11 protein-coding genes are annotated in these 20,578 nt (G+C 48.5%); 2 read left to right on the forward strand and 9 right to left on the reverse strand.

Annotated elements, in window-relative coordinates:
* The first annotated feature begins 10 nt into the window (after positions 1-10).
* Positions 11-661 (forward strand): response regulator transcription factor, encoded by a 651-nt coding sequence (locus S7335_RS15010; protein ID WP_006457165.1) that lies wholly within the window; start codon positions 11-13, stop codon positions 659-661.
* 37 nt (positions 662-698) lie between these two features.
* On the opposite strand, the gene S7335_RS27860 is transcribed toward S7335_RS15010, so the two are convergent.
* From S7335_RS27860 to S7335_RS15020, 3 genes are all read right to left on the reverse strand, one after another.
* On the reverse strand, positions 699-842 hold the full coding sequence (locus tag S7335_RS27860; RefSeq protein WP_157620266.1) for a hypothetical protein: 144 nt from the start codon (positions 840-842) through the stop codon (positions 699-701).
* A 73-nt stretch (positions 843-915) separates the two neighbouring features.
* Positions 916-1,260: a hypothetical protein gene (locus S7335_RS15015; RefSeq protein ID WP_006453492.1), complete on the reverse strand. Its 345-nt coding sequence runs from the start codon at positions 1,258-1,260 to the stop codon at positions 916-918.
* 652 nt (positions 1,261-1,912) lie between these two features.
* Positions 1,913-2,296 (reverse strand): hypothetical protein, encoded by a 384-nt coding sequence (locus S7335_RS15020; protein ID WP_006457099.1) that lies wholly within the window; start codon positions 2,294-2,296, stop codon positions 1,913-1,915.
* Between the two features lie 265 nt (positions 2,297-2,561).
* On the opposite strand from S7335_RS15020, the gene S7335_RS15025 reads away from it, so the two are divergent.
* A complete protein-coding gene (locus tag S7335_RS15025; protein ID WP_006457437.1) occupies positions 2,562-3,647 on the forward strand; it encodes a DJ-1/PfpI family protein in 1,086 nt (361 codons plus the stop codon).
* Positions 3,648-3,694: 47 nt separating this feature from the next.
* Here the strand turns inward: S7335_RS15025 and bchH are convergent, their stop codons facing one another.
* The 6 genes from bchH to S7335_RS15060 all read right to left on the reverse strand — a co-directional run bounded on the left by bchH (position 3,695) and on the right by S7335_RS15060 (position 20,455).
* Complete coding sequence (gene bchH / locus S7335_RS15030) at positions 3,695-7,447, reverse strand: magnesium chelatase subunit H (RefSeq protein WP_006457105.1); 3,753 nt, start codon at positions 7,445-7,447, stop codon at positions 3,695-3,697.
* Between the two features lie 133 nt (positions 7,448-7,580).
* Positions 7,581-13,673, reverse strand: coding sequence for an esterase-like activity of phytase family protein (locus S7335_RS28450; protein WP_198011377.1), 6,093 nt, complete (start codon positions 13,671-13,673; stop codon positions 7,581-7,583).
* 274 nt (positions 13,674-13,947) lie between these two features.
* The gene (gene ileS, locus S7335_RS15045; protein WP_038016316.1) at positions 13,948-16,872 is read right to left on the reverse strand and encodes an isoleucine--tRNA ligase; all 2,925 of its coding nucleotides are present in this window, start codon (positions 16,870-16,872) and stop codon (positions 13,948-13,950) included.
* Between the two features lie 153 nt (positions 16,873-17,025).
* Positions 17,026-18,159 carry a Ycf66 family protein gene (locus S7335_RS26060; RefSeq protein ID WP_006457491.1) on the reverse strand — a complete coding sequence of 378 codons (1,134 nt, stop codon included), beginning with the start codon at positions 18,157-18,159 and terminating at the stop codon, positions 17,026-17,028.
* A gap of 122 nt (positions 18,160-18,281) precedes the next feature.
* Entirely contained in the window at positions 18,282-19,337 is a 1,056-nt protein-coding gene (locus tag S7335_RS15055; protein ID WP_006455297.1) for an anti-sigma factor antagonist, read from the reverse strand.
* A 320-nt stretch (positions 19,338-19,657) separates the two neighbouring features.
* Positions 19,658-20,455, reverse strand: a complete 798-nt coding sequence (locus tag S7335_RS15060; RefSeq protein ID WP_006455806.1) for a hypothetical protein — start codon at positions 20,453-20,455, stop codon at positions 19,658-19,660.
* Between the last annotated feature and the right edge of the window lie 123 nt (positions 20,456-20,578).

Below are 20,578 nucleotides of genomic sequence, written 5' to 3' on the forward strand. Positions count from 1 at the left end.
GATCGCTTCTATGTCAGATACCACGTCAAATACCACCGAGCCCATCACCCTTCTCATCGCCGAAGACCACGGTATTGTCCGCCAGGCTATCGTCTCCATCCTAGAGCTACAAGAAGATCTCACAGTAGTCGCCGAAGCCAAAGATGGCATCGAGGCAGTGAGTCTGTATCAAACTCATCAGCCCGATATCACCCTGATGGACTTGCGAATGCCGCAACTAGAAGGCGTCGAAGCAATCCAGCGCATCCGCCAAAGCAACCCCAAAGCTCAGATCATTATCTTGACCACCTACGACACCGATGAAGATATCTATCGAGGCTTACAAGCCGGAGCCAGAGGCTACGTCCTCAAAGACGCCGACTTTGAAGACCTAGTAAAGGCCGTTCGCACTGTCCACGGTGGCAAGCGCTATCTGCCTGCTAATGTAGCGCTAAAGCTCGCCGATAGAATGACTACTGAAGAGCTTACCGAACGCGAGCGCGAAGTGCTCAACCTGCTAGCATTTGGCAGCGGCAATGCCAGTCTAGCCAAAGCGCTGCATATCTCTGAAGGCACCGTCAAGTTTCACGTCAATCATATCTTTCAAAAATTAGGCGTCCATGACCGCACCCAGGCCGTCATCGTCGCCCTCAAAAGGGGCTTAATCCGACTAGACGATTAGATCACTATTAGACCTAGATCGCAAATAGATTAGAACGCTAAAACACAAACACCCCACCCCCTGACTCAACAGTCAGATTACTAACTTCCGTATCCAGGTCATCAGTAGGTTGAACCACCAATTTCAGCGTACCATCTTCAACAGAACTCACTTCGGCTGTTGTCAATCCACTCTTTGTCAATCGATTTCTCGTTATATTTTCAAAAGAGAAAGTTACCGTCGTAGGGACATGAAGATTTGACAGAGTAATATCGCTACCTGCCGCTATCGCTACCTGCCGCTAAGGTTCGAGGCTCAGTATCCCCTAAAGCCTGATAAATCAGTGGAGCAGCCGTCGCATTCTCTAGAGAGACACTCACCCGTCCCTCATCGATCGGCATCATCATCATCGGCGTTCGACCAAGCGAAGCATCTGCTGGAATAAACGTATTTGCTAGCCCCGATTGAGGTAACTGAGGTAGCTGATCAGTTGTAGCTTGTGCTAGCAACACTGATTGAGACTGAGCTGTTCGGGAAGTAACAGGGGTTTGATACGTTGCAGTCACAAGCAGCGCTGAGATCACCCCACTTGCAAACAGAATTGATTGAGTAAATGTCATAGTTAGCTACCGGAGTACAGTGATGATGTAGCTAAGCCTAATCAGGCAACCACTAGAGCTGATTAACTAACTATGAGAATTGTGTCTACAAGAACTAAGAAAACCGAATAATTAGCTTTCTGTAGACCAAGTAAGATAATTCATTCACTTGCTCTAGACAAGCGAGTTTACTTCACAACTTCCTCAAACTATTGCTTTAACCTAAGTCTGGGCAGGGCTAAGGGAGTCTTAAGAGAGTCTAGTGTGGAGTGTGGTGATAAAGGAGTGCGCTAGAAAAGCGCGTCAGTGAGAATGAATGAACAGAAAACAGGTTCAAAAAGCCAGTAGAGAAAAAAAGGAGAAAAGAAAGCCAAGAATGAGCTTACTCCGAGGTAACATTACGATGCGTTGTGATGCGTCGTAACATTGTTATGGGCTCAAGTTATAAGCCCAATCGCAGTAGATTCGAGCGCAGCATCAAACACACAGTCATAAATACAGCGTTTCAGAGCGTTTCACGGATGCATCTGTGAAACGCTTGTTACTATGCCTGTTGTTCTAGCCGTTGTTCTACAAGGCTTCTACCCGTGCATATAGAAATTCATTAAGTACAAATCGCATATGTACTTCAGCATGAAAGACGTCACAGTGAAGTAGCCATACAGAACTCGGATCAAATCATCCCAGGACCTTTATGTTGCCAGTTTGTTTTTGGAGATAAATTACCCTCCTCATCCTTTGATAGCGCATCACGCTCAGCGGCTCTTTGCTGAGCAACGATCTCTTCTTCTTCTGCTAGATCGCCCGGCTCATTAACGTACATAGGCGGTTCAACGGCATAATTATTGATCAGTCCTTCTGGATCAACTGTATAGCCATCGCGCGTATGAATATGCTCTGTGTCTTTGGCATCGTCATGTTCTACCTGTGCAAAACGGGTACCTTCTCTAGCTTCTCTAGCGGCCGTCTCAGAAGGGACAAGATGCGGATCGTAGTGAGACGGTATCTTGTCCATCTTGTCTTGATCGCTATTAACTGAATCTTTTCGAGTAGTCATATCTTCTCTCCCGATAGCAGCGTTTACAAAGACTTTCTTTGATACTAGAACGTACAGACTAAAGCAATGAGCAAATTTTACGTTTCGTGAGAATTCTTCTGAGATTTCTTTTTAGCTAGCTGTTCTTTGCCGATCTATAGGCGATTAATTTCTGATTCAATTGTCTATCTTCAACAAATCCTCAAGTTTGATAGTTATTCTCAAAGATAAGCAATGCTATGACTAAACGGCTTTGTGAATTAGCGCTGTAGGACAAAATCGAACAATGACAAGCAAAAACGAAAACCCAAGCAAACAAATTGCAATCCTAGTAGAGAATGAGTTCGAAGACGTTAACTTCAAGATTCCAAATACTGCCCTAAAGCAAGCAGGTGCGATAGTAACGGTATTGGGCGCACGGATGAATGATGACTATAAGGGGCATCATGGCACCCTTACCGTAACCCCCGACGCCACCCCCGCAGAAGTCAACGCTGAAGACTTTGACGCTTTTATCTTGTTAGGCGGTAGCAACCGAGTAAACCCCAATGTAGTGACGTTGATTCAAAATGCAATTGCCCTCAATAAATGGATAGTCGCAATAGGCTTTGGTCCTCAAATTCTAATCGAAACTGGCCAGCTTACAGGAAAACAGGTTACAGGTTTTAGAGCAATTAGAACAGACTTAGAAAACGCGGGCGCAACCTATATTGATACGCCAACTGCGGTCGATAGCCCCATTATCACCGCTCGCCGTCCAGGTGATTTGCCCATTTTAATGACTACCCTATTTAGGGTATTAGAGATTTCGATTACTCGGAAGAAGCTACCTCTAACAAACCACCTAGAAAGTCATGAATGGTGGGCACTAGGCGAATCTTGGGGCGGTTCAAGCCGGCTCGATATAGTCAAGGCGCTAGATACGGCCATCATCGGTGAGCGCTATACGCTTGAGCAAATAAAACAATATAGCTATCGGGCCAGATCACCTGAGCTAGTTTCAATTTTGACAGAGATTGTCGATAGCAAACACAAACACATTCAACAGCTCCAAGATCGCCTACATAGCGGCTTTGGTGAGCTTGTGGCCTGGCAGGCACTAGGTGGTGAAGCATTGGCCGTACTACAGAGCTGGCTTCAATCTAGCAATGAGACCTCCATCATCCGGCGGACGCTGGGCGATCTACAAACAGGTATGGTCGATGCTTATCGATTATGCAACCAGCTAAGCGATCCATTATCTGCAGAGATTTTCGACCGTATTGCCTCAGACCTTTCAAACTATGAACAGCGCTTGGCAGCTTTGTACCGGAGTCATTCACCTGTACCTACCAAGCCACCAATGCCCACAACAGTTTCAGTGATGCACTAGTTCGTGATGCAAGAGAGGGTCACTGGCGTTAGGTTTCTGGTGAGCGGCTAGACGCTGACGCCTTCTAGATCCTGATCGGCCAAGTCATACAAAGATTGAAGTTTCTCTAACTGTTCTTCGTCGGTATTCCACAATCCTCGCCCATGAGCTTCAATCATTCGCCCAACCAAATTACGAAAAGCCTCTGGGTTTGCCTGTCGTAGCTGGGCCGCCATCTCAGCGTCAAACGCATACGTCTGCGCTGCCTGGTCATAGACCCAGTCATCTTTAAATCGAGCCGTGCCACCCCAGCCAACTAGCGCTGTCATCCGCTGCGAGATTTCGTAGGCTCCACCCGCACCCTGGTCAGCCATCGCCTTCGCCCATTTTGGATTAAGAAACTTGGTGCGGTATTCCATTCGCAGTAGGTCTTCCAGCTTTCTAGGTGAGGTGTCTTTAGAGAAGCTTTCAACAAAGCTAGCCGTTACCCGCTGATTTTGACGAGCCTCGGCGGCTTGCTTAAGAGCGCCAGTGTTCGCGTAGTATTCTTGAATATCGGTCAGGCCATATTCTACAGAGTCAATTTGTTGCACAATCCGGCCAGTACTGTTGAGTAGCATATCCAGAATTTCAGGACGAGACTGGCCCGCGTCTTGGCGGCCATAGCTGAAGGTATTGCGATCGCACCAGGTCTTGCCCAAATCGTCTCCCGACTCCCAATTCGAATCGACGACTCGATCATTTACCAATGAACCATAGTCTCCAGCAGGATTAGAGAACAGTCTAGCCGAAGCATTCTCTACCCCTTTGTCTTGTAAAGCAAGCGCGTGTTTGCGAATAAAGTTTTGTTCAATTGGTTCATCGGCTTCAGCCGCCCGCCTGAACAAATCATCCAACAGTTCTAGGATATTCACAAAGCTATCGCGAAAAATGCCAGATAGATTAGCCAGCACGTCGATACGCGGACGATTGAGTTCGACTAGAGGCCGCAAGTCGTAGCGAACGATTCGCCCCGTGCTCTCTTTGATAGGGATTGCGCCGACAAGTTCTAGTAATATACCGAGAGATTCTCCCTTAGTCTTGATAGCATCAAGGCCCCAGAGCATCACGGCAACGGTTTCAGGGTAATGACCTGTTTCTGCTAACGCTTGAGAAAGAATTTTTTGAGCGATCGCTCTGCCCCGTTCGTAGGCAGCAGGCGACGGCATCCGATAAGGATCGAGCGCATGAATATTACGACCGGTCGGCAGTACACCAGGACCATCTCGCAACAGATCGCCCCCAGGCGCAGGGAGAATATATTCTCCGTTGAGCCCTCGCAACAGATTGGTCAGTTCATCGGGCGTTTGCAGCAGGCGATCGCGAATGAGCAGGGCTTCTTCTAACTGTTGGTCTACTAATTGTTTGTCTTTATGTCTATCTTTGTTATGAGATATGGGTGTTGTAGAGTCCTCCAAAGAGCGTGCGATCGCCCCCTTGAATGGCTCGGTATAGCGATCGCCAAAATAAGCCTCTAAATAACTTTCCAACTCTTCTTCTGTCGGTGTTTCTCCCAACACATGCAATCCTGACGAAAACAGCCGATTCTCAAGTGTTTGCAAATATTGATACAGTACTCCTAGATACTCATCAAACACTGCTGGACTAAACATTTTCAGCGTGTGGGCAGAGAACTCAATTCCCAAATTACGCGCAGCCGCAAACGGACAGTCTGCCTCTAGCCCGGCATCTACAATCTGCTTACATATAGCTTCTTTGAGTACTGCATTCGCCTCCGGATTCTCTCGATACTCAGCAATTAACTCCCGCAGACTCAACAGTTCCTTATACAGCCCGGCTCGGCCATAGGGAGGCACATTGTGTGAGATCAGTACGCCATAGCCCCGCCGCTTTGCGAGTATTGACTCCGATGGATTATTAGCAGCGTAGACATAGAGATTAGGCAGATTACCCAACAAAATGTCCGACCAAGAATAGCCCGTATTGCCCAGCGGCGAACCCGGTAGCCACTCTACCGTACCGTGCATGCCAAAATGGACAACGGCGTCTGCTCGAAAGTCTTCTTTTAGCCAGCTATAAAACGCCGCGTACTGAGGATGCGGCGTGAGATCTCTTTCAAACATCAACCGCATCGGATCGCCAGCAATCCCTAGCGGCGGCTGCACCCCGATCCAGACGTTGCCAAACTGCACGCCCCCTAACAAGAAATCATCTTTAAAGGTTTTAATTCCCGTCTCAGTAAGCGACTTCCATTGGCGCTCAATCTTTGTCTTTTGCAAATAGCCTAGCCACTCTTGAAGCCGGTCTGCAGATACCGTTGTGGGCATAGTTCTCGCACTATCTATCCCCGGCATCCACTCATCAGCTGCCTTCACCTGATTAACAATCTCTTCCCCGCTCTCCGGGAAGTCTCCTACTTCATAGCCCTCGTCTCTTAACGCCTTCAACAAGTTGATAAGTGATGCTGGGACATTCAACAGAGCAGCTGTGCCGGTTGCGCCATATCCAGGGGGAAATCCGTAGAGAATCACCGCTAGCTTTCGCTCGGCTGGCGGCTTTCGCCTCAGCGCGATCCATTGATCCAGACGACCGATTAAGCGGTTTACCCGTTCGGGCACTAGATAAATGCGATCGCCCACCAACCCGCCTAATGGCACAGGATCAATCGCACCATCAAGTTCTGGCAAAGCGTATAGCACTACACTTTGTAGCCCACCAATGCCTTTGCGAGTCCAAGAATGAACATCTTGAATGAGCAAGGGGGCTGATACGATATAGGGAACATTTTTAGCCGCTAATATTCGCTTAGCCACGGCGACCTGCCGCCCCGCTTCCATAGAGCCAGCAGGCCCACCTACTAAAGGAAACCCAATTGTCGAGACAATCGCATCAACTTTCACAGCTTCTGAAGCCAGCGAAAGACAGGCTTTGTCTCCTAGCGCTCGCTGCGCCTGTTCGTAATCTGTTGTCATCCAATCACGAACAGCAACGTGCCCTTCTACCCCATTAATAAAAATCGGCACCGGCGTTAGATTCGCCTGCTCAAAACAGCGAATGAGCTGAGGAATATACGGCTGGTGAGTAATCACATGCTTGCGATAAAGCAAGATAGCAACGCTAGGACGTTTAACGCTTTCGTGCGCTTCCTCATACCACTGCATATAAGCTTGAGGAGAGTCAAAATAGCCCTCATACTCTGGATGCAAAAGGCCCATATTAGGCGTTTCAATTACCGTAGGAATCTCGCCTACAGGCAGGCCCAGATACTTACTAGCTAGAAGGTTGAACAGGGCAGTAACGTTTTCAGAGCCACCCGCATTCCAATACCCATAGATGATCAGCCAGTTGCGCAGATCTTGAACCTTGCGCGCCGGAACATATTTCAGCAGTTTGGGTCCGACTTTGAGAAAGCTCAGGTAGCCTGCTAGCCGATCTTCTTCATTACCGCTGCCAAACTTGTTGAGAATAAATTGAACAGGCTTAGGCATACCAGCCTTCTTCTGGCCTTTTTTTGGCCCTATCGCAAACTTTCCTAGCTGGGTAAGCGCCATCAGTTCGAGGGCAGATTCAAAAATCAGGCGAGTGGGAATCTGCTTGACACGCTCACGTAGCCAGATCACCTGGTCGTAGTCGAAAATCAAGCTGGCAAAAAAGATATCCGCCTCAGCCAGCGCTTCGGCGATCGCCTGGGGTTGCGTGGTGAGATCGCGATCGCAAAACACCTGAATATCTAGATCAGGTCGGCGCGCTTTAGCCGCAGCCTGTTCATACAAGTTCGTATTGAAGGCTTCGAACCCAGCGATTAAAACAATACGTGCCACGATGGATAGCGTCCAAATTCGATAGACCAACACTTACTAGTCTATGCAAAGTAATCGATTAGCAACCGCCGGTGTTTGGAAAGCTCCTTATTTTTTAGTGATTTCTAGCGCTGCCAAAGTAAAACAAAGCCATCTATCGCAGAGCGTTGAAAGGTTCTACAGCGAATGAAACTACGATGTCGTTAAAGTCAGCATCGCCCAGCCCTGGCAGATCTTCAAAGCCAATTGCATTGTCGCCTAGAAGAGTCACGTGATCTCTGCCGTTGTTAGCGCCCAAGAACGAGAAGTAGGTTTGAGGGTTTGCAAAGTTAGGATCTTCTACGGTGATGTAGGTACCGAACAGATCGCTGCTAATCACCGCATCAACGGTTGCAAACCCATTGTCATTAGTCGAAAGTGCAAGCCCTTCAACGGCTCTACCCAACGCCGCTGCCGCGTATCCATCGTCGCTAACCTGGAAAGTCTCACCCTCAAAGGTAACTTGTCCGGTCAGATCGTCAATCACATAAAGACCGACAGTGCTGTCGAAACCGGCCTCGCGGAAGAATGAGAACCTGACGTTAGAATTTCCGCTTTGACTTGTAAAGTCAAGCGCTGCGGCGCCGTCATTATCCTCGCTGTCAACCACCAGATTCGGTACGCCTACACCATTATCTATCTCTAACGATAGTGTCGTATCACCAAAGGCCAAAGCAGCATTGCCATCGCCATCGATAGACACCGTTCCAGTAGTCGTGCTCTCACTAGCAACCATCTCAAACCGAAGGCGATCGCCCTCGCTAGCGTGCACGCTAAAGCTAGGTTCAAAGCTGCCTTTAAGTAGCCCAGCTTCTAATATCGAGAATGCGCCTATTTGCTCATCGCTATTGTCACCAACTCGAAAGACCCTAACCTCACTAGCGTTCTCGACTTGGATATTGTCTAGACTAAGCCGGATTGCACTAGCACCATCAAGAGCTGTCAGCTCAACCGTGCGGCCACCGTTGCCGGGCGTGAAGCTAGTTCCGCTACCATCGACCTCGTCAATCACAGTATCTGCTCTAAAGGCGAGATTTTGCAGCCGAGTATCCTTTGCGCGTGAGGTATCAGCAGCAGCAAAGGCGCTTTCTTCCGTAGCAAAGTTGTTCAAGAGATACTCAGCTAGGGCATCTTGTTCAGTGCCATCTGGGGCAAAAGTCGCACCGCCAGTACGCTCAGCTTCGACAGGCAGCGAGATATCAACAACATCAGCCCTCTCGCCCATAGGAAACGGATAGCCATCGCCTCCGCCTGCTAGGAAACCTAGCGTCACCAAGCGAAAGCTGCGGCTAGGATCGCCCATTAGCTCGCTATCTTGAACAATCACATCGGCGTCATTGCCCGCTTCATCTAAGACCACTAAAGATTGAACGCGATCGCCTGGACTCTGAGTCAGATCAAAGCTGAACTCAATCCCCGCCACTTGGGGAAAGCGTCCTTGAGTATTGCCATCATCTGGGCTGCTAGCACCGACGCCAAATTCAATGATCTCAAGCAGCTCTTCAGCAGTGACCGTTAGTAGTGTGAGTCCGTTATTAAAACTCAGCGCATTAGAGATATCCGTTTCAGAGATTCCGCCCTCGGGCTTGTTCGCTTCGGGCACTGGTTCATTGGGTAACCTTTCGGCTTCACCTGTTCCCCCAGCCGGAACCACTACTCTGCCAATATCATCACGGATACCGCCGCCGTTCTTAATGGAAATGACCACGTCAGGATCGGTTCCTTTAGCGATCGCCAAATTAGCATCCGCCGTCAAATTACCAAGGTTTGTTTCTTGAATTCGAACGCTGCCACGCAGACCGTTCAGATACACATCGCTCACGCCAAAGACATTACTCTCTTTGGCAATAATGACTTCGCGCAGCTCATCCACAATTGTCTGAATCTCAGGATCAACCAGGTCTTCAGCATCTAAACGTGCCACGCCGTCACTATCTGTAGCATAAGCGCCACTGACATCTGGGTCGTAGCTATCAGTTAGCAAAACGCCCTCTTCGTTGAAGTCGAGTACCAAACGGCCAATGTACCTGTAGTTACCGTCCGTATTAACAACCGCGACTGGATTGCCTTCAGCGTCAGTTTCAAAGATGGGATAGGGGCCTTGGTCGGTATCTCCAGGGCGTAAAATGTCATTCTCATCTACCAGTCTGGTGTTAGAGCCACCCGCTACGATGATGTCGACATTCTGCAATCGAGTAGCTAGCTCACGTTCAATAGAAATCTGCTGCATGTGTGATAGCAAAACGACCTTGTTAATATCAGGGTTAGCAGCAAGCAGTTCGTCTACGTCTGTCTGAATTTCAACCGCCAGCGCGTCTAGTTGAGCACTAGTCGGTGCTGGATCGAAGTCGTCTGGCAAAACAGTGACATCATCAGGGTTAGAGATAGCTTGAAGGGTTGGCGTCGTCGCACCGACAACGCCAATCTTTTCACCGTTGACATCAATCACCGTTGTCGCGGCAATACTGTTTGATTTGGGCGCTTGGTCGTCTTCGACTACCAGATCAGCTAAATTTTCGTCAGTACTAAAGTCTAAGTTACTGCTCAGATAGGGGAAGTTAGCACCGGCGAAGTCTAGACCATCGCTGTTGGGGCTTTCAAAGTTGATATCAATTTGTCCACGCAGCTCGCCAGCGGGATTATCAGCGGTGCTTAGGTTGACATAGGTACCATCTGCGAGAAATCTGGCAGTCTCGGCGTCAGTGAGATCAAACGTGCCTGCAAACTCGCCAGCAGAGGTGTCCTCGTCATCCAACTCTACGGTCAAATTCCTGAGAATAGGACCGTTGAAGCCATTATTGCCAGTACGAAGTTGAATCGCGCTCGGGGGATTACCTTCGCTATCAGCGTCACCCATAGGAGCCAACTCACTAGTCAGGCCCCTAAATTCACCTGAGATAGTTAAGCGATTACCTTTGAGGCTAGCGCTGAATTCACCCATCGCAACCGTATCAGGAACTGGGGTATCCCCAACTTGTTGAGTTTCTTTTAGCGCCAGTCCTGTGGCTAGAATTTCACCTGCGACCAAGTCTCGAACAACCCCCGTACCGGCATCAAATTCGTGATTGCCAAAGGCGATCGCCTGAATACCTAGCTCGTTCTGAATCAAGATATCAGCCCGGCCAACCCCACCAAAAGACTCTTCAGAAGAAGAGAAGAATAAACCAGGAATAAACGCATCGCCCGAAGAGAGCACCAGCGTGTTGTCAAAGCGCTCATCGGCTTTCAGCGCATTTAGCACCGCAGATGCATTAGGCGCATCGTCCAGAGCTGGAATGCCAGCTTCTTGATCCGCTAAATGCAACAGTTCTAAAGTAAAATCAGCATCCTCCGGGCCACTCGGTGTAATTTCATGAATGCTCACCGTCGCCGACACCTCATTCGCAACTGCGAGCAATGCCTGATCTGAAGGACTATCTTCCGCTAAGATGAAAGCCAATCCTTCAGGAGCAATATCGGCATCATCACGAATGTATTGTTCAAACTTCGGCGTGCTCGGATCAGATAGATCAAAGACTAAGATCCCGCCGCCAGCTCGCTCTAGTCCTACAAACGCATAAGGAGTGCCATCAATTACGCCGGTAGTAATCGCTTCTGGCTCGGCGCCTTTATTATCTGAGCGAGTATCAAACTCTGTAGGTGAACCGTCATTCGCATTGAACAGCTCTGGCGCTAACTCAGCAGTAATCTGAGCAATCTGGTCGCCACTGTCGAATACCAGATTGCCATTGCTATCTAGAACAGAAAAAGAGCGACCGCCGTAGGTCACCAGTCGATCGATATCACCATCGCCGTCAGTATCACCATCGATCGAAGAGATAGTCAGCCGGCCCAATTCATCGTCCGCCAGCAGAGCCTGGTCAATCGACTCGTCTAGGGTCAGTCCATTTCGATCGAAAGAGACCACATCGCTAATATCTTTTAGACGAATAGCCTCCCCTCGACCGGCTTCATCGGCATCCCCTCGATCATCACCTTCGTTTGCAATCACGTAGAAGGTTTCACCATTGGCTTCAAATGAAGCGATAGAATCAGGCATGTAGAGACCAAAGACAGGTTCAGTATCGATGTTGATTGCACCATCGTCAGACTCGTCTTCGTTGTCGGTATTGCCATCGCGATCGCTCGCATCTAATCCATTGCTAAGCGCAAAATCGATAATTCCAAGCTGAACATTCTCTGCGCCTTCTACTAGACCAAAATCATTGTCGTTGAGTATAGCGATACGACCATCGGGCAATAGCGCAATTCCTTCCGGTTTATCAGAAGGCAGATAGCCTAATGAAGCCAAGTTAGTCACCTTCCGTTTGGTAACTGGCTGAACGCCTAGTGCTGCTAGCTGATCAGGCGATAGCGCCTCTGGCGTATCGCCCTCGATTCTACGCTGGCTAAGGATATTAGTAGCGCCTTTTAGATCAACCTCGAAGATAAACTTTTGAGCATTGTTCTCCAAAGAAGAATCGCGCTCGATCACAAAGAACTTACCGTCTCCTGCATACACCGCATCGCCAATCTTATCGACGGTGTTACCGACTTCAGGATCTTCTAGCAAGTAAAGGTATTCAGCAACAGGTGTACCCGTATCAGGATCAATACCCAATATTCTAATCACGCTAGAATCATCGTCTGTTTCCCGGTCAGGATTGCTTAACGGCGTTTGGATAAAGGCGTAAAAGATATTGTTGTCAGTATCAAACGCGGCTCCCTCAAAGCCCCGATTTGCTCTTCTTGTTCGATAGTCGGTTGGCAGCGTCTCCTTACCAAAAAACCTTCTCTCAAAATTCGCGTCCAGGTTAGCTTCATTCGCCTGATTACGTGTTCCTTCAGGTACATAGCGCCGAATTATCTCACCACTATTCTCGTTGAATCTATAGATACTAGGACGGTACTCGTCGACCATCCACAAGCTACCGTTCGGTGCTCTAAGCACACTTTCAAGATCAGCACCTATACGGTCATAGTCAGCGCCAAAGTCAGCCGCATCCATTTCAGCTAGCGCCTCTAAATCTACCGGGTTACCTGAAGCATCCACAGCTCGCCGGTCGATGTTAGGAATATTTGGCAGGCCCGTAATCGGCGTGCCATCATCTCGCTTTAGCATTAGCTCACCGGTAATAGTAATATTGCCGGTTGACTCGTTTAGCTCGAAAGCAACGACCCTTGCCTGGTAGTCCGGTAGTAAGAAAGGACGATCATCACCATCGGCGTCTCCGTTAGGGCCACGGTCGGGGACAGCCAAAAACTTTAGATTGCCGGTCTCTTCGTTGACCCCATCAAAGAACAAACCAGAAAACCCACCCAGCTCAATATTGTCTCCTTCTGAAGTCAACAAATCGCCGCTGCCATTGTTGATGTTTCCTCTACGGTCAAAATCGTAGGTCGTCAAATTGGGCAACCCCTGACTAAAATCTTTTAGTCCCAAAGGCTGAATGCCATCAACAGTTGCTGTTTCAATATCGACAATGGCGATCGCATTGTTTTCTTGCAAAGTCACAAACGCCTTCGTACCATCATGTGAGACCGCAATGTATTCGGGCTCTAGATCGCTGGCGACGTTGTCTTCAATATCAGGAAAAAGCCTAACCCCGTCTGCTCTCAGGTCAGCGGCCCGTCCGTTAAACCGGGTAAAATCAGCCGTAGACACCGCAGTCTGTGGATCGAGCGCGGCAAACCCACCAGAGACATCGATAATGCTGATAGAGCCCTCCGGGTCGATAAAGGTAGTATTACCCTCCGAATCAACTACCTCACTAGGCTCTCCTTCATTAGCCACTAGTATCTTAGAGCCATCAGGTGTAAAGGTCACCATATCAGGTAGTGCGCCTACTTCAAACACTCTCACCCCGTCCGCGATGTTCTCAGCAGTTAGGCTACCATCAGTAGCGAATATCACTTCAATCTCAGCGAGATCTACAACAACAACTAGTCCGTTATCAGTGACTGGCTCAGACTCTAGGACAACGGCTATCAGGCCGCTGCTCTCGCTGAAGGCAATACTGTTGGCCCCTGCAATAGTTCCAGGGGTAAAATCAGCAATATCAACCGATGCCTGCAAGACAGGGTCGGTAGGATCGGCAATGCTAATAGCCTGGAGCTCCGTGCCCCCAGACACAGCGTACAGAAGCTCTCGCCCAGTATCGTAGGTGATAATCTCAGCGCCATTTTCGCCTGCATCAAAACTACCGACTCTTGACAAAGACAGTGACATTCTCAAATCCTTACTTGCTTTTGACTAACAACCTATCCGTCGACAAACGATGTACCCAGGCGTTCTTGAATCTCCGTAAAACTATCAGAGAACGTCTATCTCAAAGTAAAGAGAAGGTTATGAGGGGATTATCAGTTGGTTGTATAGCGATTTTCTGAATGTACAAGTTGTCATACGAAAAAAGAAACAGGCCATGGTTTGTCTTTTAACCATGGCCTATAGAACTAGCGCAGAACTAAGCTACAGTTGATTTCTCCAACAGTATCTAGTCGATTTAGAAGTCATTAGAGAGCGCCGCTACACAGCGATCGCAGATTGTTGGATCTTCCGACGACTCACCGACATGAGTAGAATAATTCCAGCAGCGATCGCACTTCTCACCATCTGCGTTTACCACTCCGATTGTCAAACCGTTCACTTCTACCTGATACTTCGCTCCTGTTAGCTGATCTAGACTATCTAACAACTCCACCTGAGACACTAAGAATAGATAGCGCAGTTCATCGACGTGATTGCTTTGCGGCGTGGAGGGTGCTGTTGAATAGGCTGTCAAACTATCTGCTGAGTTCATATCCATCAGCGTGTTACGCAAAATATCATCGTTGGTATAAAGCAACAGCTTCGCTTCTAAAGAAGAGCCAATTGCTTTATCTGTTCGCGCTTGCTCTAAAACAACATTAGCCTCATCGCGAATTGTCCGTAGCTGTTGCCACTTCTCTACTAGATCAGGCCGCTGCCAATCTTCTTTCATCTGCACCCAGCCAGATTCAAACACTGACTCACTGCCTGCCTCATACGGCAAGGCTTGCCAGATATCTTCGGCCATATGCGAGAGAACAGGCGCGATCGCCTTTGCCAAACTCTCAATTGCCACAGATAGCACCGTCTGGCAGCTACGCCGCCGAGCCGAATTCGCCGAACTGATATACAACCGATCCTTCGCAATATCCAAATAAAAGTTCGACAGATCGACCACGCAGAAATTCTGCACCGTCTGGAAGAACTGAAAAAACTGATACGACTCAAACGCTGTCTTCACATCAGCAAATACTTCTGTCATCCGGTGCAGCATGTACTGATCAAGATCTGGTAGCTGCTCGTAGGCGATCGCATCTCGTGACGGGTCAAAATCATGCAAGTTCCCCAACAAAAAGCGCGCCGTATTACGGATCTTGCGATACACATCCGACATCTGCTTAACGTTGCGCATACCCAAACGCATATCGCCTGAGTAGTCCACCGAAGACACCCACAGTCGCAGCACATCGGCTCCATATGGGGGCTCCTGTTTCTTGTTGTTTCCACCTTCGATAATTACCTTAGGATCAACGCCATTGCCCAGCGACTTACTCATCTTGCGACCATTTTCATCGAGTACGTAGCCATGAGTGAGCACCTGATGATACGGCGCATGGCCGTTAGTCGCCACGCTCGTCAGCAGACTCGACTGAAACCATCCCCGATGCTGGTCTGATCCTTCTAGATATATCTCTGCCGGATAGTCTAGTCCCTCACGCTGCTGCACGACTGAAGCCCAGGAAGATCCTGAATCAAACCACACATCCATCGTATCGGTACCTTTGATATAGCGCTTGCCATTGTTGCGATACGCCTCGGGCAAAAGCTCATCCACACTCAGCTCCCACCAGGCATCCGCACCCTTTTTAGCCACGATTGCCTGAACATGAGCAATCGTCTCTTGAGTCATCAGCGGCTCGCCCGTTTCTTCGTCGTAGAACACTGGAATCGGTACGCCCCAGCTCCTTTGGCGAGAAATGCACCAGTCAGACCGCTCAGATACCATCGAGGTAATCCGGTTTTTACCAGTAGCTGGAATCCACTCTACTTCGTTAATAGCATTAATGGCATCGCCGACAAAGCCCTTCACAGAAGCAAACCACTGTTCCGTAGCCCGATAGATGACCGGCTTCTTCGTTCGCCAGTCATATGGATACTTATGGTTATACGGCTCGTGCTTCAGCAGCACTTTCTCTTCAGTGAGTACTTCAATCAGTACGTCATTTGCAGTCTTTAGCACGTTGAGCCCTTCCAGGCTGCCTGCTTCGGCTGTAAAGTTACCCCGCTCGTCCACTGGGCACAGAATAGGAAGCTCTTCTCGCTGACCGACCGCAAAATCCTCCTGTCCATGGCCAGGCGCAGTATGTACCAAACCCGTCCCTGATTCGGTAGTAATATAGTCGCCACCGATCACAATGGGGCTGATGCGATCAAAAGCTGCTTCCTTCGTCGCCAACGGATGACGATAGGTAGAACCGGCTAAGGATTCTCCTTTGATTTCGCCAACGATCTGTAAACCGGTGCCAAATAGATCGCTTAGTTTTTCAGCCAAATCCTTAGCCACAATCAAGTATTCAAAGGGCTCACCCGATTCGCTCTTTACCACCGCGTACGTCAGATCAGCGTTGACCGCGACCGCGACATTCGCTGGGATTGTCCAAGGAGTGGTGGTCCAAACCGCTACGCCCAAACTATCTAGATAAGGCGCCAAAGCTGACTGGGCTGACTCTGAAGCAGTGACGACTGGAAAGGCTAGATAGATACTCGGTGAAATATGATCTTCTGGGTATTCAAGTTCTGCTTCTGCGAGTGCTGTTTGTGAAGAAGGACTCCAATGCACAGAACGTAATCCCCGGTAGATGTAGCCGTTTTCTACCATTTTGCCAAACACACCTAACTGAGCAGCCTCGTACTCAGGTAGCAGAGTCATATAAGGATGATCCCAATCACCCCATACGCCATATCGCTGAAAGCCCTCACTCTGCTTCTCTACAGTTTTTAGCGCAAACTCTTTTGCCTTCTGTCTCAATTTGATTGGCGTTAGCTCTCTTCGCTCAGAAGACTTCATCTTCTGTAACACCTTCAGTTCGATGGGCAAACCGTGGCAATCCCAACCTGGCACATAACGCACCTTGCGACCCTGCAGAATCTGATACTTATTAACAATGTCTTTTAGAATTTTGTTCAGTGCATGGCCCATATGCAGATCGCCATTGGCATAAGGCGGCCCATCGTGCAAAATGAACGGCTCACCCGGATTTTTTTGCGCTAGGGTTTCGTAAATCTTTTTCTCTTGCCAATAGGCCTGTAGCTCTGGCTCACGCTTGACAGCATTTGCTCGCATACTGAAATTAGTTTGCGGCAGCAAGACGGTCTCTTTATAGCTCTTAGATTCACTCACGAGGGATCACGGGTATGCGTTGGAACTTGCGAAATTTAAATGATTGATGGGCTTGGACTAGCTGTCTATGTTTCAAAGCAGGTTAAAACTTTGAACTGCAGTAGGAGCTGTCTAGATTAGGACATTTTGCCTCGAAGTCTGGCTCGCTTCAAGTCAATCAATCCAATCGCCGTCATCATCGTCATCGAAGCGGCGCTTACTAAAGTCTTCGGCTTCAGCTTCAGCTTCGTCTTCGGTTGTGTGTTCAGCTTTGCTTTCGTTTGGACCTAAAGACGAGTCTCTCCTAGGAATTTCAATCACTGGCTTCGATGGTTTGGCCTGAGTAAGTGATCGCGCCACATCTCTTATCCATCCGAACAAAATTATCGGAACAGCCAACAAAGATGGCTTTTGTGGCGATCGCACCACACTCACTCTATCAGGAGCCGTTTCACCCACTTTAGCTTCTAGATCGTTGTCCCAGTCATCAACTGCGTCCTCAAACCAATCTTTGTCAACAGCTTCTGTATTTGATTCTTTGATATCAGAATCTTCAGCTCTCGCTGACTTGACCTTAGGCGCTACCCTTTCGGGCTCTATCTTCTGATGTGTCGTTTCAGACTCTCTTTCGATCTCAGTAGCGACACCTTCCTCAATCATTGTAGATCCTGATTCTATAGGTTGAGTACGCTTGGAGTCGGTGGGCACTTCTGGTTGAATAGCAAGCACCTCCGCGATCGCAGATGGCGGATCAATATGGTCTACTTCCGAAACAAGGGTTTCTATATCTTCCGCAGAAGCCAAACTCTCTTGAGCATCACTATCTAAAGCACCATCTTCAACGAATTCATAGTCGTACAGCGGTCGCCTGCGAGGATCCAGACTTGGATTCAGTCCTTGGCGTAATCGCTCAGTAGAAGCCCCTTCTATAGGCCGATCTTTTAGGGTCGCTGGTCGTACAGTATCAGAGGGTGCAATCCGCAGTTGATTCAACCTACTTTTTGCCCAATCACTCACTACCTCCGGTGTCAGTACAATCGGTGTCTGCTGAGAAACAGGTGTCTTTTCACGGCGCACCGTCAGCGTCTGCCAACCTAACCCCATGAGCAAAGCCACCGAAACCATCTGACCCAATAAAACAACTGGTGTCATCTGCTGCGCACCAAACCACAGAGCCGCGGCGTACAGTAGACCCAAACCACTCCACACAAAATCAGAACGGCGATGAACCTCTGGATACACAAAAGCCGCCATATAAAAGGTAAAGCTGCCTAGCCCTAGCAGCGCAGCCAAAACATTTGCGAGCATTGTCAACCGCTTACAGACCCTAACTATTGTGTCGGATCAAGGTCAATTTGACACTCATTCAGGCAGGTTTAGTCAGCGCAATTTCGATTCAGGATGGTTTTAGTGACCTGCTTCCACGGTCGTCACATCGCACCAGAATCTTTACTAAAAAGTACAAGCACTGTCTTAATAATCAGCTGAGCGTCGTACATCAGGCTCCACTTGCGCTGATACTGCAAGTCTAACCGGACCACATCCTCAAAATCAGTCACTGTAGAACGGCCATTCACCTGCCATTCGCCAGTCATTCCTGGCTTTACATTCAATCGCTGCCACTGAGAAACTTCATACTGTTCAATCTCATCTGGCGTTGGGGGGCGCGTCCCCACTAGGCTCATGTCTCCAATCAACACATTCCAAAACTGAGGAAACTCATCTAGGCTCGTACGGCGCAAAAACCTACCAATTCTAGTGACACGAGGATCGTTTTCATTTTTAAACAGTGGGCCCTCGACTTTATTAGCAACCTCTTGTTTCCTCGCCTCTGCGTCCGTCACCATCGAGCGAAATTTCCAAATCTCAAAGCGCTGGCCTAACCAAGAGCACCGAACCTGACTGAACAGAATCGGGCCCCCATCGTCTAGTTTTATGATGATGCCAATCACCACATACAAAACAGCTGTGATGGCTAGACCGACGAGCGCACCCGTAATATCCATAGCTCGCTTAGCCTTTGAGCGCACGGAAGGATGGGTTTCTGGTTGATTCTCTAATTTATTTTTGACTAGAGAAGCACGAACAGGCTCGGATTGACTAGCAGAGCAAACATCCGACTCAGCTTCTTCGACAACTTCTTTGATAGAAAAGACTTCATCCAACCCTGTCAATGACAGCGCCATCATTACCTGAGAAGGGACATTGACTAGCTGAAGCTGAGCCGATTTGGACTGACAGAGCTTGTGACAGATAACCAGCGCACCGATACCACTACTATCTATGAACTGAGTCTTTGTAAAGTCAAGTATGATTTCCTTTAACGCTGGCTGCTTCTCAAAAGCCTGCTGACAACTTTGTTCGAAGGCAACCGCTTCGACTAAAGTAAAGGCTTTGCTAAGATAAATAATTCCTACAGACTCAACTATTGCAGCGTCGAAGCTAGCCTGACTAGAAGAAGTCGTAGAGTCATCATGACTGACCATAGTTAAGATAATTTCAGTTAAGATAATTTCTGTCGATATAGCTTTGCACAGACTCTGTACTGACCTTGCTTGTATTAAACATACCCCAGCGTCCCTTCGCGCATAGATTCTATATTTTGTCTTCTTAAAATCTGCACAAGCTTATGCACAAACTTGAAAAGGTATCTGTCTTTAGTTCGTAGATTTGTTGTCAAAAATTAAGCTCCACCCGTCCGGGCATAGCAATCTCTTTCGTTCAGATACCCGCGACCTGGACAAGCTGAGCCCTGAGGGAAATCTCAACCCACTTTCGCTTGCGTATCGCCGACAGGATAGGACTACTAGCGTAGGGGCCACCACGTAACTTTGTCTCTCGTTGCTCCATACACCGCCTTCATTCCTTCTGGATCGCTGACGCGAACTAGGTCTGCTGTAGCCTCTGACTTTGTACTGGCTTTTAAAAGACCTGCCTTAGTCATTCCCTTTAGGACCTGCTCTACGGTACGGTGATTAAGTTGGCAGGCTCTAGCAATAATATCAATCGGCAAATCAAAGCTAAAGATACCGTCTTTACTAGGTTGGTTGCCTAGCGATCGCTCTTGGTAGATTAAGGCTCGTAGCAGGGCTGCTACCGCCTGAGGCGGATAGGTACTGCAGTTGAGCAAATGGTATCGAAACTTTTCTCGAAGCTCAAATAGCAGCGTGTAGCGCGCCTGAAAGTCATCACTGCTTTGATAGAGCGCTTGAATCGCAGCCTGGGGAATTTTGACGACATCCGTTGTTTTGTAAGCTTCGACTAAACTGGGAAAGCCATGATAGATCTGACCATAGCTAACGTTTAGATTCAACATCCCAAAGCAACCTCCCACATAGATTAGAGCGATCACCCGGTCGAGCGGCGCACTACGAACAATCACAGGGCCTCCACCTAGGATTACATAGAGATCATCTAGTGGTGTATCAGGTAGGTGAGCAGTGTAGATTGGGCGGCTAGCATAGAGCTTTTCTAGTACGCAGCTCGCTGGGTTTATTTGCTTAGAAAGTTCCTGAGTGTCTAATCCTCGAAACAAAAAGCAGTGCTGAGTGAGTGTGCTTATCCAACTGTCAGCAGGAGCAGCCTGTGCATTTTTCTGTGTCAATTCGATATGGCCTGCTAGAGCTTCTTCCCTATTCTGGCATGTGTCTTAAGGTGATCGCATAGCTTTATATCTAGAACTACAACCAGAGGCCAACAGGAGCAAAACTGCCACAAAACAATACAG

The sequence above is a fragment of the Synechococcus sp. PCC 7335 genome, assembly GCF_000155595.1.
Classification (GTDB): Bacteria; Cyanobacteriota; Cyanobacteriia; order Phormidesmidales; family Phormidesmidaceae; genus Phormidesmis.

Coding starts and splice junctions, on each gene's coding strand:
- S7335_RS15010 (WP_006457165.1), top strand. CDS start 11: ATGTCAGATACCACGTCAAATACCACCGAGCCCATCACCCTTCTCATC.
- S7335_RS15015 (WP_006453492.1), bottom strand. CDS start 1,260: ATGACATTTACTCAATCAATTCTGTTTGCAAGTGGGGTGATCTCAGCG.
- S7335_RS15020 (WP_006457099.1), bottom strand. CDS start 2,296: ATGACTACTCGAAAAGATTCAGTTAATAGCGATCAAGACAAGATGGAC.
- S7335_RS15025 (WP_006457437.1), top strand. CDS start 2,562: ATGACAAGCAAAAACGAAAACCCAAGCAAACAAATTGCAATCCTAGTA.
- S7335_RS28450 (WP_198011377.1), bottom strand. CDS start 13,673: ATGTCACTGTCTTTGTCAAGAGTCGGTAGTTTTGATGCAGGCGAAAAT.
- S7335_RS26060 (WP_006457491.1), bottom strand. CDS start 18,159: ATGCTCGCAAATGTTTTGGCTGCGCTGCTAGGGCTAGGCAGCTTTACC.
- S7335_RS15055 (WP_006455297.1), bottom strand. CDS start 19,337: ATGGTCAGTCATGATGACTCTACGACTTCTTCTAGTCAGGCTAGCTTC.